Annotated in this window: 16 protein-coding genes; all 16 read right to left on the reverse strand. The window is 41.9% G+C overall.

Translation table 11 applies throughout. From position 1 onward, the window contains the following. Positions 1-284 precede the first annotated feature (284 nt). Entirely contained in the window at positions 285-1,544 is a 1,260-nt protein-coding gene (gene rseP / locus ACGLYD_RS12300) for an RIP metalloprotease RseP (RefSeq protein ID WP_338655896.1), read from the reverse strand. 43 nt (positions 1,545-1,587) lie between these two features. Continuing rightward, positions 1,588-2,736 carry a 1-deoxy-D-xylulose-5-phosphate reductoisomerase gene (locus ACGLYD_RS12305; RefSeq protein WP_342538732.1) on the reverse strand — a complete coding sequence of 383 codons (1,149 nt, stop codon included), beginning with the start codon at positions 2,734-2,736 and terminating at the stop codon, positions 1,588-1,590. A gap of 16 nt (positions 2,737-2,752) precedes the next feature. Then, on the reverse strand, positions 2,753-3,547 hold the full coding sequence (locus tag ACGLYD_RS12310) for a phosphatidate cytidylyltransferase (RefSeq protein WP_187045378.1): 795 nt from the start codon (positions 3,545-3,547) through the stop codon (positions 2,753-2,755). Continuing rightward, entirely contained in the window at positions 3,544-4,338 is a 795-nt protein-coding gene (locus ACGLYD_RS12315; RefSeq protein ID WP_187045379.1) for an isoprenyl transferase, read from the reverse strand. Before ACGLYD_RS12315 ends, ACGLYD_RS12310 begins: the two co-directional genes overlap by 4 nt. A 249-nt stretch (positions 4,339-4,587) precedes the next feature. Further along, complete coding sequence (frr, locus tag ACGLYD_RS12320; protein WP_067211177.1) at positions 4,588-5,145, reverse strand: ribosome recycling factor; 558 nt, start codon at positions 5,143-5,145, stop codon at positions 4,588-4,590. Beyond that, positions 5,145-5,870 carry a UMP kinase gene (gene pyrH, locus ACGLYD_RS12325; RefSeq protein ID WP_067211178.1) on the reverse strand — a complete coding sequence of 242 codons (726 nt, stop codon included), beginning with the start codon at positions 5,868-5,870 and terminating at the stop codon, positions 5,145-5,147. Before pyrH ends, frr begins: the two co-directional genes overlap by 1 nt. Positions 5,871-6,131: 261 nt before the next feature. Further along, positions 6,132-7,016, reverse strand: coding sequence for a translation elongation factor Ts (gene tsf, locus ACGLYD_RS12330; RefSeq protein WP_067211181.1), 885 nt, complete (start codon positions 7,014-7,016; stop codon positions 6,132-6,134). Between the two features lie 87 nt (positions 7,017-7,103). Continuing rightward, the gene (gene rpsB / locus ACGLYD_RS12335) at positions 7,104-7,829 is read right to left on the reverse strand and encodes a 30S ribosomal protein S2 (RefSeq protein WP_067211184.1); all 726 of its coding nucleotides are present in this window, start codon (positions 7,827-7,829) and stop codon (positions 7,104-7,106) included. 244 nt (positions 7,830-8,073) lie between these two features. Further along, positions 8,074-8,574, reverse strand: coding sequence for a DUF6115 domain-containing protein (locus ACGLYD_RS12340; protein ID WP_187045380.1), 501 nt, complete (start codon positions 8,572-8,574; stop codon positions 8,074-8,076). Between the two features lie 5 nt (positions 8,575-8,579). Continuing rightward, on the reverse strand, positions 8,580-8,885 hold the full coding sequence (locus ACGLYD_RS12345) for an RNA polymerase subunit sigma (protein WP_187045381.1): 306 nt from the start codon (positions 8,883-8,885) through the stop codon (positions 8,580-8,582). After that, the gene (locus tag ACGLYD_RS12350; RefSeq protein WP_342538736.1) at positions 8,882-9,664 is read right to left on the reverse strand and encodes a FliA/WhiG family RNA polymerase sigma factor; all 783 of its coding nucleotides are present in this window, start codon (positions 9,662-9,664) and stop codon (positions 8,882-8,884) included. Before ACGLYD_RS12350 ends, ACGLYD_RS12345 begins: the two co-directional genes overlap by 4 nt. 256 nt (positions 9,665-9,920) lie before the next feature. Beyond that, on the reverse strand, positions 9,921-10,415 hold the full coding sequence (locus tag ACGLYD_RS12355; RefSeq protein ID WP_338655891.1) for a chemotaxis protein CheD: 495 nt from the start codon (positions 10,413-10,415) through the stop codon (positions 9,921-9,923). Between the two features lies 1 nt (position 10,416). Beyond that, complete coding sequence (locus ACGLYD_RS12360; RefSeq protein ID WP_399628168.1) at positions 10,417-11,049, reverse strand: chemotaxis protein CheC; 633 nt, start codon at positions 11,047-11,049, stop codon at positions 10,417-10,419. Further along, positions 11,039-11,506, reverse strand: coding sequence for a chemotaxis protein CheW (locus tag ACGLYD_RS12365; protein WP_399628171.1), 468 nt, complete (start codon positions 11,504-11,506; stop codon positions 11,039-11,041). Before ACGLYD_RS12365 ends, ACGLYD_RS12360 begins: the two co-directional genes overlap by 11 nt. Positions 11,507-11,521: 15 nt before the next feature. Further along, on the reverse strand, positions 11,522-13,543 hold the full coding sequence (locus tag ACGLYD_RS12370; RefSeq protein WP_399628174.1) for a chemotaxis protein CheW: 2,022 nt from the start codon (positions 13,541-13,543) through the stop codon (positions 11,522-11,524). Positions 13,544-13,556: 13 nt separating this feature from the next. Then, positions 13,557-14,654 (reverse strand): chemotaxis response regulator protein-glutamate methylesterase, encoded by a 1,098-nt coding sequence (locus ACGLYD_RS12375; RefSeq protein WP_399633214.1) that lies wholly within the window; start codon positions 14,652-14,654, stop codon positions 13,557-13,559. Positions 14,655-14,660 lie beyond the last annotated feature (6 nt).

Raw genomic sequence — 14,660 nt, forward strand, 5'->3', positions numbered from 1 at the left:
CTACAGCGCTTGTCGGGGCTAAACGGCGCCTTGCGCTTTTCTTGTCTAGACTTCAGGCGCCACCCCCTCGAGTCGCTTCGGTCCTGTCGATAAAGGCAAAGTACGCCTTTCCCGACAGGCACTACAGCGCTTGTCGAGGCTAAACGGCGCCTTGCGCTTTTCTTGTCTAGACTTCAGGCGCCAGCCCCTCGAGTCGCTTCGAGCCTGTCGATAAAGGCAAAGGACGCCTTTTCCGACTGGCCCTACAGCGCTTGTCGGGGCTAAATGGCGCCTTGCGCTTTTCTTTAAAAGAAAAAGCGCTGTATATCATTCCAGGTTACTATAAGCATAAGTAACATCAGCAGAACAATCCCTACGAAATGGACCATTCCTTCTTTTTGTTTGGCGATTGGCTTACCACGAATTGCCTCAAACAGGAAGAACAATAGCCTTCCGCCGTCAAGTGCTGGCAATGGCAACAAGTTCATAATCCCCAGGTTAATGCTTAAAATTGCCGCCCAGTTCATAAGACTATATATACCGTGCTGCGCTACTTCCCCAGTAGCTTGGTAAATACCTACAGGTCCTGATAAGGCGTCGAATGACAATTGACCTGTTACAAGCTGCCCGAGTAAATCGGCTATTCTTTTAAACCATACAATTGTTTCTTCCGCCCCATGTTGAACTGCTTTTAATGCACCTTTCTCTACTGGGCTTGTATACTTCACGCCAATCTGGCCGTATTCTTTACCTTTTTCTTCAAGTGTCTTTGGTACAACATCCATCATCACCGAATCACCGTTACGATCCACTTCAAGCTGGAGCAGTATACCGGGACTATTTTGAATGATTTCAGCAAACTCCTGCCATGTTTCGATGGGTTTGCCATCGACCACTTTAACGAAGTCTCCATCTTTCATACCAGCAACCTGTGCAGGATCACCGCTAACCACGTTTGTAATAACGGGTTCATATGTCGGTACACCTTGTAACAGTCCGATCGTAAGGAATATGAAAAACGCCAGAATAAAGTTAAACAATGGACCTGCAAAGATAGTCATTGCTCGGCCGCCGAGAGACTTCGATTCGAATTGGCGATCATACGGGGCAATAAGTGTTTTCTGCCCCTTCTCATAGATAACCGCTTTTCTAGATACATTGTAACGGACAAGCTGCCCTTCTTCATCATAGCCTTCGATGAATAGTTCCTTTTCCAAATCAGATGACTCGGTTTCAAGGAATAGAACGTCAGGATTCGCAACATTGCGGTTCAAGTAAATCTTTTCAACTTCATTCGCAGCATTAATTAATAGACCTACACGATAACCAGCCTGTAATGCAACCGTATCAAAGTCTTCCCCTGCCATCCGGACATAACCACCAAGCGGCAGAAGTCTAACTGTATATAACGTTTCACCTTTTTGAATACCAATAATTTTAGGGCCGAATCCTATTGCGAATTCACGCACCATGATTCCAGCCTTTTTCGCAAACAAGAAATGTCCTAGTTCATGAAAAAAGACCAAAGTACCGAATACGATTATAAACGAAATAACGGTTTCCATGAAAAACCACCTTCACTGACCTCTTTGGCCGTTTCTAAAAAACTCATTCTACCATAGCATACACCATTTTTCGAGTAAGCGAATCTGTTTCCAAAATTGCTTCAAGACTCGGAGTTAGAATTGTTCGATGCGCCTCCATTACCCGTTCAATGATGTCTTCAATTTGCACAAATGGAATACGACCATTCATAAACAACGCTACAGCCACTTCATTTGCAGCATTCATGGCAGCTGGCATTGTACCACCTTCTTTACCAGCAGCATATGCAAGTCCCAACGCCTTAAAACGAACTAGATCCATTTTCTCGAAATGCAACATTCCAATTTCTTCGAGACGAAGCGGTTTCGCGTTTTGCATCGGAATCCGATCTGGATAGGTCAAAGCATATTGGATAGGTACGCGCATATCTGGTGAACCAAGTTGTGCCATGACACTTGTGTCTTCGAACTCGATCATCGAATGGATGATACTTTCCTTATGAAGCAAACAATCAATTTTTTCATAAGGCATTGCAAAAAGATGATGTGCCTCAATCACTTCAAGCCCCTTGTTCAACATGGTCGCCGAGTCGATTGTTAATTTATTGCCCATTGACCAATTAGGATGCGCAAGAGCCTGTTCAAGCGTCACGTTTGCAAGTTCTGCCCGGGTAAGATCCCTGAAACTTCCGCCTGAAGCCGTCAAAATAAGCCTAGAAATACGTTTCGGATCTTCACCGTTCAACGCTTGGAAAAGTGCTGAATGTTCACTATCCACAGGTAAAATCGGTACACCGTATTTACGGGCTTCGCTCATAACGATTTCTCCTGCTGCGACAAGTGTTTCCTTATTGGCAATAGCGATAGTTATCCCAGCGCGGATTGCTTCAAGTGTTGGTTTAAGCCCAACACTGCCGATGACGGCATTAAGCAATATATCAGCACCCGTACGTGCCGCAACTTCAACAAGGCCATCATCTCCGTAAACAAATTCGATAGCGGGAAATTCCGTTTTCAGCATTTCGGCATCTTCACATCTTATTACAGATATCATTTGTGGATGATACGCTGAAGCAATTTCCCTTACACTATCGATATTCAAACCAGCTGAAAAAGATACGAGCTTAAATTTATCGGGGTTGGAACCAATGATATCCAGTGTCTGTATACCGATGGAGCCTGTAGCCCCTAGTAGACTTATTTTCTTTGTCATGTAGACACCCTTTCCCTTATCCTACAAAGTGTAGAAAATGAAGTAATGGCAGTACAAAAAGGAGACTATCGAACCTGTCTAGAATCCCACCATGACCTGGCAGGAGCTTTCCTGAATCCTTCACTTCATAATGCCTTTTTAGTGCCGATTCGACAAGGTCGCCCAATTGCCCGACAATCGATGCAATAATCGTCACAACAATAAGTATGATATATGTAGAAGCAATAGGGAAGTAGATTTGGAAGATGCAAGCAAAAACAACAGCTGACAATACACCGCCTACAAAACCTTCCACTGTCTTGTTCGGGGAGATCTCCGGCCACAATTTACGCTTACCTATTTTTCTACCTGTGAAATAGGCACCGGAATCCGTAACCCAAATTACCATCAAAGCATATACGACATATTCGATTCCGAATAATCTCGTTTCAATCAAATAATAAAACCCAATTCCGACATACAACACACCTAAAACAGAAAAAGCTGCATGATCGAACGTAAATCGATTTTTAACAACAACTGTATAAATCAATAGCATAAGGACAATAGCAAATGTCATTTCGATTTTTGTATAACCAACCATTTCGAAGACGGTGCCGCTCCAATTGGCAGGCATAAGTAATATTGCAAGCGCAACCCATGTCAAAATACCTTCAATTGAAATTAATTGAATGTCCCTCATCCGTAAAAGTTCATATAACCCAATTGTTGCAATTGCATAAACTGCAATCGTGAAGGGCAACCCACCTATTACAACTAGTGGAACGAAAAAGATAAGCGCAACGATTGCCGTTAGTATCCTCTGTTTCAAACGTCTCCATTCCCTTCTACACTACCAAAACGTCTATTTCGCAATTGGAATTCTTCAATCGCATTCAGCATGCATATTTCATCAAAATCTGGCCACAACACGTCTGTAAAAGAAAGCTCGGCATATGCGAGCTGCCATAGCATGAAATTGGACAACCTGACTTCGCCGCTTGTGCGGATCAGTAAATCTGGTTCCGGTAAATGAGCGGTCATTAAATGGGATCCAATGAGTGACTCATCAATATCTTCAGGATTAATTGAACCATCCGCTACCAGTGCCACAATTTCTTTGACAGATTCGACAAGTTCTAGCCTGCTGCCGTAATTCATGGCAAAGTTCAATGTTAAACCGTCATTGTGCTTTGTTTCTTCAATTGCTTTACTAATTGCTTTTTTCGTATGTTCAGGCAACATATCAAAGTTTCCAATCATTTCAACCTTCACGTTTTGCTCAATTAGTTCGGGGAGGTAGGTACTAAGAAACTCTCCTGGAAGTTTCATCAAGAAATCTATTTCTAGTTTCGGTCGTTTCCAATTTTCCGTTGAGAAGGCGTAAAGTGTAAGTACTTTTACACCAAGGTCATTTGCAATACGTGTTATTACACGAACCTTTTTCATCCCTTCATGATGACCTGCAATTCTTGGTAAATTACGCCGTTTCGCCCATCTGCCGTTGCCATCCATAATAATCGCCACGTGGGCAGGGATATGCTTGCTTTTAACAGTTGTCATTCGGTCCGAAATTGAACTAGCTGCCACCACAGTTTTTTTCCCAAATATTTTTTCCAGCATATCGTTTCCTCCACTCAGCTACTATCAGAGCAAGTACATACTCTATCGTAACAAATTAGACGGTTAATTTCATTTTTTATTGCTGTTCATAAAGAACAAATGCGGAAACGCCTGTTCAGGGGCGTTGGTGTCTCGACGTGGAATAGCACCTTTCACGAATTATCCACAAGCCAAGAACTTTATAATTTCCTAAGCAAAGAAAAAGACGTCCTGAAATAAGGACGTCTCGGAATATAGAAAGTTCTTCTATCAGATTTCCATGATTTCGTTTTCTTTATCTTTTGCAATTTCATCGATTCTCACGATTTGTGAATCCGTCAACTTTTGGATTTCTTCACCATAACGGTGTAGTTCATCCTCAGTAATTGAACTACTTTTTTCAAGTTTCTTGAAATCTTCATTCGCATCACGACGAACATTACGTATCGCTATTTTTGCTTCCTCTGCTTCTTTTTTCACAGATTTCACAAGTTCTTTTCGGCGATCTTCTGTCAATGCTGGAACAGCAAGGCGGATAACGCTACCATCATTAGAAGGTGTAATTCCGATATCCGATTTCATGATTGCCTTTTCAATATCAGCAAGTATTGTCTTGTCATAGGGTTGAATGACAAGCAGACGTGCCTCAGGTACTGAAATACCAGCCATCTGTGATATTGGAGTAGGAGCACCGTAATACTCAACAGTTAATCTGTCCAGCATTGCAGCGCTTGCACGTCCTGCACGAATAGAAGCTAGTTCTCTCGTATATCCACCAATTGCTTTTTCCATACGATCTTTCGCTTGATCCATTACTTCGTTAGCCATTATAAATTCCTCCTGACGACCGTCCCGATCGATTCACCTAGGACGGCTCTCTTAATATTTCCATTTTCCATAATAGAGAATACTACGAGTGGGATATCGTTGTCCATACATAGAGTTGAAGCCGTTGAATCCATTACTTCAAGCCCTTGGTTAATGACATCCAAAAACGATAGTTCTAAGTATTTAACTGCATTCTTATCTTTAGCCGGGTCAGCTGAATAAACGCCGTCCACATTGTTTTTCGCCATAAGAATGACGTCCGCTTCAATTTCAGCTGCGCGGAGCGCTGCTGTCGTATCAGTTGAGAAATACGGATTCCCCGTACCTGCTGCAAAAATGACGACACGTTTCTTTTCAAGATGGCGGATTGCTTTGCGGCGTATGTATGGTTCCGCAACTTGTCTCATTTCAATTGATGAAGAGACACGAGTTTCAACGCCAATTTTCTCAAGTGAATCTTGTAGAGCAAGGGAATTCATAACCGTAGCGAGCATGCCCATGTAATCTGCTGTCGCACGATCCATTCCCATTTCACTGCCAACTTTACCGCGCCAAATATTTCCGCCTCCGACAACAACGGCAACTTCGACATCTAGGTCAACAACTTCTTTCACTTGTATTGCAACGTTTTTAATAACTTCTGGCGATAGACCGAAACCTTGATCACCAGCAAGTGCTTCTCCGCTTAATTTCAAGACGATACGTTTATATTTTGGATTGCTCATTTGTATCCTCCATCTATTCTTTTTTCTTAAGAAAAGCACAAGCGCCTATTATAAATGAACGCAGCCTGTAGAGGCCCACGACATGCATAAGATGGGCCGGTGACGTGGCGTTCTTTGCACACATAGCCGGACTGGCTTATGCCCCAATCTCCTAGGCGCCTGGAGCTAGACACTGTTCCATGTTGAAAAACTTATACTTTCTTAGCTCTTGAAAAATGGGGAACACACGCATGTGTTCCCCATTTGTTAGTCTATAACGGCTCAGTTACCTTTAACTTGGCTCATAACTTCATCTGCGAAGTTATCTTCAGGTTTTTCAATACCTTCACCAACTGCATAACGGATAAATTCTTTCAATGTACCGCCAGTTGATTTCACGAAATCGCCAACTTTTTGATCGGAATTTTTAACAAATGCCTGATCAAGTACACAAATATCTTCGAAGTATTTACCGATACGGCCTTCAACCATTTTCGCAACGATGTTTTCTGGTTTACCTTCGTTAAGCGCTTGTTCTGTAAGGATTTTACGTTCGTGCTCAACTTCTTCAGCAGAAACTTGGTCACGTGAAACGTATTTCGGATTCAATGCTGCAATGTGCATTGCAACGTCTTTTGCTGCATCTGAATCTGTTGAACCTTCAACAATAGTAAGGACACTGATTCGTCCACCCATGTGCAAATATGGTCCGAAAGCATCGTTATCTGTTTTCGTACGAATTTCATAACGACGAAGTGTAATTTTCTCACCAATTTTAGCAACAGTGTTTGAAATATGATCCGCTACTGACAATCCGTTTGGCAATGTAGATGCAACTGCCTCTTCGACTGTAGCAGGCTTTGTAGCAAGAAGGTGTACAGCAAGATCGTTTACAAGTGTTTGGAAACCTTCATTTTTAGCTACGAAATCAGTTTCTGCGTTCACTTCAAGAATAATTGCTTCGTTACCGTCAACATGAATATACGTTGTACCGTCTGCAGCAATACGATCCGCTTTCTTAGCAGAACTAGAAAGACCTTTTTCACGTAGGAAATCAATTGCCGCTTCCATGTCACCGTTTGTTTCTGTTAACGCTTTTTTACAGTCCATCATACCTGTACCTGTTTTTTCCCGTAATTCCTTAACCATTTGCGCTGTAATTTTCATTTTTTTCCATTCCTCCTATTTATGCCATCAATTCCGAAAAAAGACGATAAGGGTATAAGCCGCTTATCGTCTTTTCATTTACTGGATTTACTCTGCAGCTACAGTTTCTTCTTGAGTCGCTTCTTCGTCTTCGCCTTGTCTTGATTCAAGCAAAGCATCAGCCATTTTGCTAGTCAATAGACGTACTGCGCGAATTGCATCATCATTCGCAGGAATGATGTAGTCAATTTCGTCTGGATCACAGTTCGTGTCAACGATTCCAACTAGTGGAATGTTCAATTTGATTGCTTCAGCAACCGCGATGCGTTCTTTGCGTGGGTCAACAACGAACATAACATCCGGAATTGCTTTCATATCACGGATTCCGCCAAGGAATTTCACAAGACGTTCGTGTTGTTTCTTAAGTTGTCCAACTTCTTTTTTAGGAAGTACGTCAAATGTACCGTCTTCTTCCATTTTCTCGATTTGTTTCATACGTGCAACACGTTTTTGGATTGTGCCAAAGTTTGTAAGTGTTCCACCAAGCCAGCGTTGGTTAATATAATACATTCCAGCGCGTTCAGCTTCTTCTTTAATTGCATCTTGTGCTTGTTTTTTAGTACCGACGAATAGAACTTTACCGCCATCAGCACCAACTTGACGCATGAATGCGTAAGCTTCTTCAAGTTTTTTCACCGTTTTTTGTAGATCGATGATGTAGATTCCGTTACGTTCCACGAAGATGAATTTCTTCATTTTCGGGTTCCAGCGGCGTGTTTGGTGACCGAAGTGTACTCCGGCTTCAAGCAGTTGTTTCATTGAGATAACTGACATTTTGTATTCCTCCTGTTTTGGTTTAATTCCCTCCGTGCACCTCATCCGCCAAAACGACCTCTCGGCACCATTCCTGACGTCCGTCCACGTGTGTAGTATTACCATTCGATAATATACCATATGATTATCTTTATTGCAACCTTCATAGTTTATATTGAAGAATCCTATTAAATTCACGTCGACTGCCCTTGTAAGGCACCTTCGTTTAGTTTATATAGGTATTCATTTGTTTAACATATATACTTCATCTGAATTTCAAGATTAACTCTATCTCTGTACGCCCTTTGCCTAGTTGCTTAGCAATTTCTTCTATGGACTGCCCCGCGTCGTACAGTCTAATTACCTGTGTTCTTGCATCCTCGGCTTCAACTGGCGCCTTAGACTCCTCAGTGGCCTGTCCTGCTGACTTATAAGACTTGAGAGCAAGATTAACTGGCATTTTAGGTATGCTGGCACGTATTACGGGCCGAACTTCTTCAGAAGCCGCAGGTTCTTGTGAAGCACTTACAGTTGTTTTTTTGAAGTCAGGTTGTTGAGCATGGACTGTAAGCTGTTCAATTAAGCGCTCATTCTCGTCTTTCAACTCCGACAAGTATGCGACAATCGAATTATCCATTTCAGTCATAAGCTTGCGCTGTTTTTTTTCGAGATCATCAAACTTCGTAACTTTAGTGTAAAGCAAAGCTAGGAAGTAAAAACTTATTATTTGTATGATGAATAGAAACACTAAAAAAATCGTTATCATCGTCATTAGCCTGTAAAGTCAACAAACGCACCTTTATAAGGGTGTATCGTCTTCTTTTCCTCTTCATTTTGTTGGTGGTCTCCGTTTTGCAACTCTCCTTGATTATGTTCCTGTCGATGTCCGTCTGCCGCCGCCTTCGCTGCCTCTTCCGATTCCAAGACAGTTTCTTTGCCTTTTAACGCTTGCCGTTCCATAAGTGAATTGGCATGATCTAAGTTTAATTGGGTTTGTTGGTGCTTTTGTTCTGCGATTTTTCCCGCATCGAAGGTCTTGGGTATCGCAATTTGCAGTTCAATCCCCTTCAAACTCATAAGATCCCTCCATCAACAATTTCAGTTGCTAATAGTTTGCGAAGTTTGAATAGCGCTTTCGAGTGAATTTGAGAAATCCGCGACGTAGATAAACCTAAAATCTCACCGATTTCTGTAAGAGTCATTTCTTCTGTATAAAAAAAGCTCAATACAAGCTGTTCATTTTTATTTAGTTCATTGATTTTAGTGGTCAAGTCACCAATCAATTCAGTCATCATAGTCTTCTGCTCAGGAGTCTTTGTACCTTCATCCTTTATGATAAACGACTTTTGTCCTTCATCGTCATCGTCATTGACTTTCTCATCAATAGAAAGGACGTTTGAAAAATAATGTTCATGGACAGTCTGATATACCTGATCTACACTTATTCCCATGTGCTCAGCAATTTCTTCTGGTGTAGCATGACGTTGCAGCTTTTGCTCAAGCTTCATAATTTCTTCTTCTTGTTTTTTGGATTTTTCCCTAGAAGAACGCGGTAACCAATCTTCTTTCCGCAAGCCATCGATAATGGTGCCACGGATACGAAAAGATGCATACGTATCAAATTTTAAATCCCTGCCTGGATCGAATTTCGTCAACGCATCAAATAGACCGTGAAGTCCTAGACTCATTATGTCGTCACGAGAAACGTTACGGGGCAATCCAGAGCTAATCCGTTGCACATGATAGCTGACAAGCGGCGTGTACTTACGGACAAGTATGTCTCCTGCTTCGGGATCACGATTACGAATCCACAGGTCCCAACATACGGCTTCCTCCATCAAATCCTGTTTCGACATCGAATCCCTCACTTTCCATGGTGATTCCGTCATAGTTACTCATATTATAGCAAAGAAACAGAAAAAATGCGCAAGTGCCTGTTCAAAGGCGTTTTATGAACCGGCCCTCTAGACGCTGGGGACTGGACGTAAACTAGCACTTTCCACTGGTTATCCATAGACCAAGAGATTTATAGTTTCTCGGTGCAAAAAAGGCGACTGAACTAATCAGCCACCATGCTTAATTATCCAGCGGAAGAATTCATCCGCTCTATCTTCAAATTTCCTTCGTTCCTAAATTTACTGTTCGGATGTTAAGCATTGATTCTCTAGGATTAAATTCAATTGTACGGCCGCTCGAGCCCCCTGTGTCTTCAGCAATAATTGGGATAGACAATCGTTTCAATTCTTGTTTAACGGCTTCAACGTTTCGCGGACCAATGCGAATCGTGTCGCTTGAACCGAATTGAAACATTTGTGAACCACCCGCAATTTTCGCCTTCAAAGCCATAGGTCTGACACCTTCCGCCTTGAGCAATTCCATCAACGCGTAAATGCCGGTATCCGCAAACTTAGCGACATTAATGCGATCCGATTTACCAAGACTGGAATCCGGAAGCATGATATGTACCATTCCCGCAATCTTTTTACGCTCATCGTAGAGTACAATTCCGACACATGAACCCAAACCTGAAGTTCTAATTGTCATCGGTTCCTTGACGATATTCATATCCGCGATTCCTACCCGAATTACCTCGTTCAAAATCATCATCTCACATTACACCTAGTGAACGGAAAATAGTAACGTAAGATGGGGGGTCCGGAAGCAGGAAAAAGTGACCGTTTACACTTGAAATTCCTTCCTCACCTTCCTCACGAATCTGCGTGTCAATAACGATGACTTCATCGCTATAATGAGAGATTTCAATAAGCCCGAAACTGACGATTGCACCAACCATATCGACACTTAACGAAGGTACTGTAGGATAAATTTTCAAGCCCGTAAAATCGGACAGTGCGGACAAATATGAACCTGAAAGAATATTGCCAAGTTCTTGCATGGCGGAAATTCCTATTTCAAGAAGATTAGGAGAGGCAAAATCGAATGTCTCGTCCTCAATTAATCTTCTAATGAAGTGATTTGCTGATTCCACGGGTAGTACAAAAAACATACTGCCGGACAAATCTCCCTCAATCCGGAGGAAGATTCCAGCTACTATTGTTTCAGCACCACCGGCAAGGTCAAACATCTCATCAAATGACACTAGTTTGACATTCGGAACATGCATATCAATTTTACGGTTAAGCAGTTGTGACAATGAAGTTGCCGCGTGTGCCGCTCCAATATTCCCCACTTCTTTCAAGACATCAAGATGCATGTCCGTAATTTTATTATCAGAATTCATCTGATGCCCCCCGCTTCACGGGCTCAAGAACTTTATCTAGATTCAGCATAACAAGAAGATGTTTTTCCACTTTAGCGACGCCGGATATGAAGTCTGACTCTATAGTACCGACGACTTCTGGTTGTGGTTCGATTGCATTAACTGGAATGTCGAGTACATCATTCGCAGCATCTACAATCAGCCCTACATCATATTCATCTAAAGTGACAATTATTATTCTTGTACTATCATCCATCTCTTTTGATGCGAGACCAAACCGCTCACGTAAGTCGACAATTGGCGTAACGATCCCTCTAAGGTTAATAACTCCTTTAACATAAGCTGGCGTTTTGGGAACCCGGGTAATCGAAAGCACTTTTTCGATTGACTGAACGATATCGACACTGATGGCATATTCCATATCCAACAATTGAAAAACAATTACTTTCATTTCTTTTTGATTGAGTTTATCAGTCATATTTTTCACCCCCGCTTATTTAATCAATGCGTTGCAATCGACAATGAGTGCAACTTGTCCATTTCCAAGAATCGTTGCACCGGATATCGCGAATACACTTTGCAAATAATTACCAAGCGATTTCAACACAATTTCCTGTTGCCCAATGAATGAATCGACAACCAGTCCCGCTAATCTTTCGCCTTTACGGACAATAACTACAGACTGATAGCCATCCAACTCACCATTTTGTTCTGGTATTTCGAAAATTTCCGTCAAATTTAATAGTGGTATGATATTGCCACGGAAATCGATAACTTGTTGGTTATGCGCATTCATAATTTCAGAAGTCTGAATGATAGCCGTCTCAATGATTGATGACAAAGGAATTGCAAACACTTCTTTTTTCAATTCTACTAGCATAACGGAAATGATTGATAAGGTTAATGGAAGTTGAACTTGGAATAAGGAACCTTGTCCTTCTTTCGATTCAATTGACATAAACCCGCCGAGCGATTCAATGGTATTTTTCACGACATCTAACCCTACACCGCGTCCAGATACATCCGAAATTTTTTCAGCTGTCGAGAATCCAGATGCCAGAATGAGTTCAGCTACTTGACGGTCCGTCAGTGTTTCAGCTGTCTCTTTTGTTACAATGCCACTTTTAATTGCTTTCGCAAGTACACGTTCACGATTGACACCGGCTCCATCGTCTTCAAGCTCTATAAATACATGATTACCTGAATGATAAGCACGTAAAGTTACAGTACCTTCTTCAGGCTTCCCTTTGGCAACACGCTCAGCCGGACTTTCGATACCATGATCCAGTGCATTACGAATCAAGTGAACAAGCGGATCCCCGATTTCGTCAATAACTGTTCGATCAAGTTCAGTTTCAGCTCCTATGATTTCGAGTTCAACTTTCTTGTTAAGATCACGTGCCAACTGCCTGACCATTTTAGGGAAACGATTGAATACAGTCTCAACCGGTATCATGCGCATGTTCAAGATGATGTTTTGCAAGTCACCAGATACACGTGTAATCCGTTCGACCGTTTCATTCAATTCTGGGTTATGGATTTCACTTGCAATTGATTGAAGTCTTCCCCGATCAATGATCAGCTCTTCGAAAAGATTCATGAGAACATCGAGTCTATCAATATTCACACGAATTGTTTTATTACCGGATTGTACGCCTGAGTTGCGTTTACCTTTTTTAGCATCTGCATCTATAGTAGTAGGCGTAATCGATTCTGACTCTTTAGCGGACTCTTCATCTGTATCACGCATCAAATAATCAGTTGTAACAGGTATGACAGTCACGCTTTCAATTTCGGACACTTTTAATACTTTGGCTTTCAAAACATCCGCATCTTCTTTTGTAATAAGCGCCACTGTAAACGTTTCGTTAAAGTCTTCATTTTCTAGCCGTTCTACTTTGGGCTCAGATTTAATGATTTCACCGGACTTTTCCAGTATTTCAAATACCATATACACTCTTGCTGCTTTCAATAAACAATCTTCTCGTAGTTTCACATTAATTTCAAATGCGCTAAATCCTTGCTCAAATGATTGACTAAGGACAGTCATTTCGTACCCATCATAACGAAGTGAATCTTCATGGCTAACTTTATCTTCTAGTACAACAGCTGCTGCAGTTTCAGCTACCACCGCCCCACCAACTTCAATCCTGTTCAATGATTCAACAAGTTTGGTTACATCCTTCTTACCGGTTCCACCTGAGGCGATATCCATCACCATCTCTTCAAGGTAATCGACAGCTTGAAATACGACATCCAAAATTTCAGCTGTAACACGAATTTTCGAATTACGGATTGCGTCCAATACATTTTCCATCATATGTGTAAGATCGGCTATGTCTTCATATCCCATTGTTGCCGACATCCCTTTCAACGTATGAGCGGACCGGAATACTTCATTTACAATGGCAAGATCTAGCGGGTTTTTCTCGAGTTCCAACAGATGTTCGTTGCATGCTTGTAGATGCTCCTTACTCTCATCTATAAACATTTCCAAGTATTGATTTGTATCCATTGTGACGCCTCCTTCAAGACTTTATAATGCCAATAATCGATTCTGAAATATCGTGTAAGTCAACGACCTCATCGGCAAAACCAGCTTCTTTTATTGCTTTTGGCATGCCATATACGACTGATGTCTTTGCCGATTCTGCAATAGTAATTGTTTTACCATTTTTTCGTAACACTTCCATACCGTTTTTCCCGTCATACCCCATGCCTGTCATGATAACGGTCAAAAAGTTCAACTCTGTATTCTCGGCAGCTGACTCCAACAGAACATCAACGGATGGGCGATGTCCCGCACGTGGAGGATCCACTGCATCTAGCCGAACATAATAGAACATGCCTTTTTTCATCATTTTAAGATGTTTGCCACCCGGTGCAATATAGGCTGTACCATTTTCAAGCAACTCGCCATCTTCTGCTTCTTTTACATGAATATCACAAAGACCGTCCAGTCTATCTGCAAGGGATTTTGTAAAACCTGGAGGCATATGTTGAACAACTAGAATTGGAACACCGATTAATGCGGGTATACCCGTCAGCACTTCTTGCAGTGCCCTAGGCCCCCCTGTCGATGTGCCTATTATAACAAATGTTTTGCCTGTTTTGGGAATCTTATTTTTGGACGCATTCGTTAACTGACTCCGACTAGGGATAAAGGTAGGTATTTCAGCAACTTTTCCAACCGGTTTAGTAACTGGGTTTGAACTAATCACCTGTGTCAAACGTCGCCCCGTAATTTTTCTTGTCAGCGTAGCCAGCCGTACCTCTGAAGCGGCAATGACTTTTCCTAGAATTTCTTCCTTCACTTCGTGAAGATTCAAGGATATTGCCCCACCCGGTTTCGCAACGAAGTCAACTGCACCGTATTCCATAGCGAGCATGGTGTTCTCCGCACCCATTTTTGTTGTGCTCGACAACATGACAATCGGCAATGGATTGCGTGACATAATTTCTTTTAACGCTTCGAGACCATCCATAATTGGCATTTCAATATCCATGGTCACAACGTCCGGCTTCAAAGTTTCTACTTTTTCGACGGCCTCTTTACCATTGCGTGCAGTTCCTATTACTTCAATTTCCGGATGGCCCGACAGGAAGTCAGATATAAGCTTACGCATAAATGC

Origin of the sequence: Sporosarcina sp. SG10008, from assembly GCF_044569405.1 — a bacterium.
Taxonomy (GTDB): domain Bacteria; phylum Bacillota; class Bacilli; order Bacillales_A; family Planococcaceae; genus Sporosarcina; species Sporosarcina psychrophila.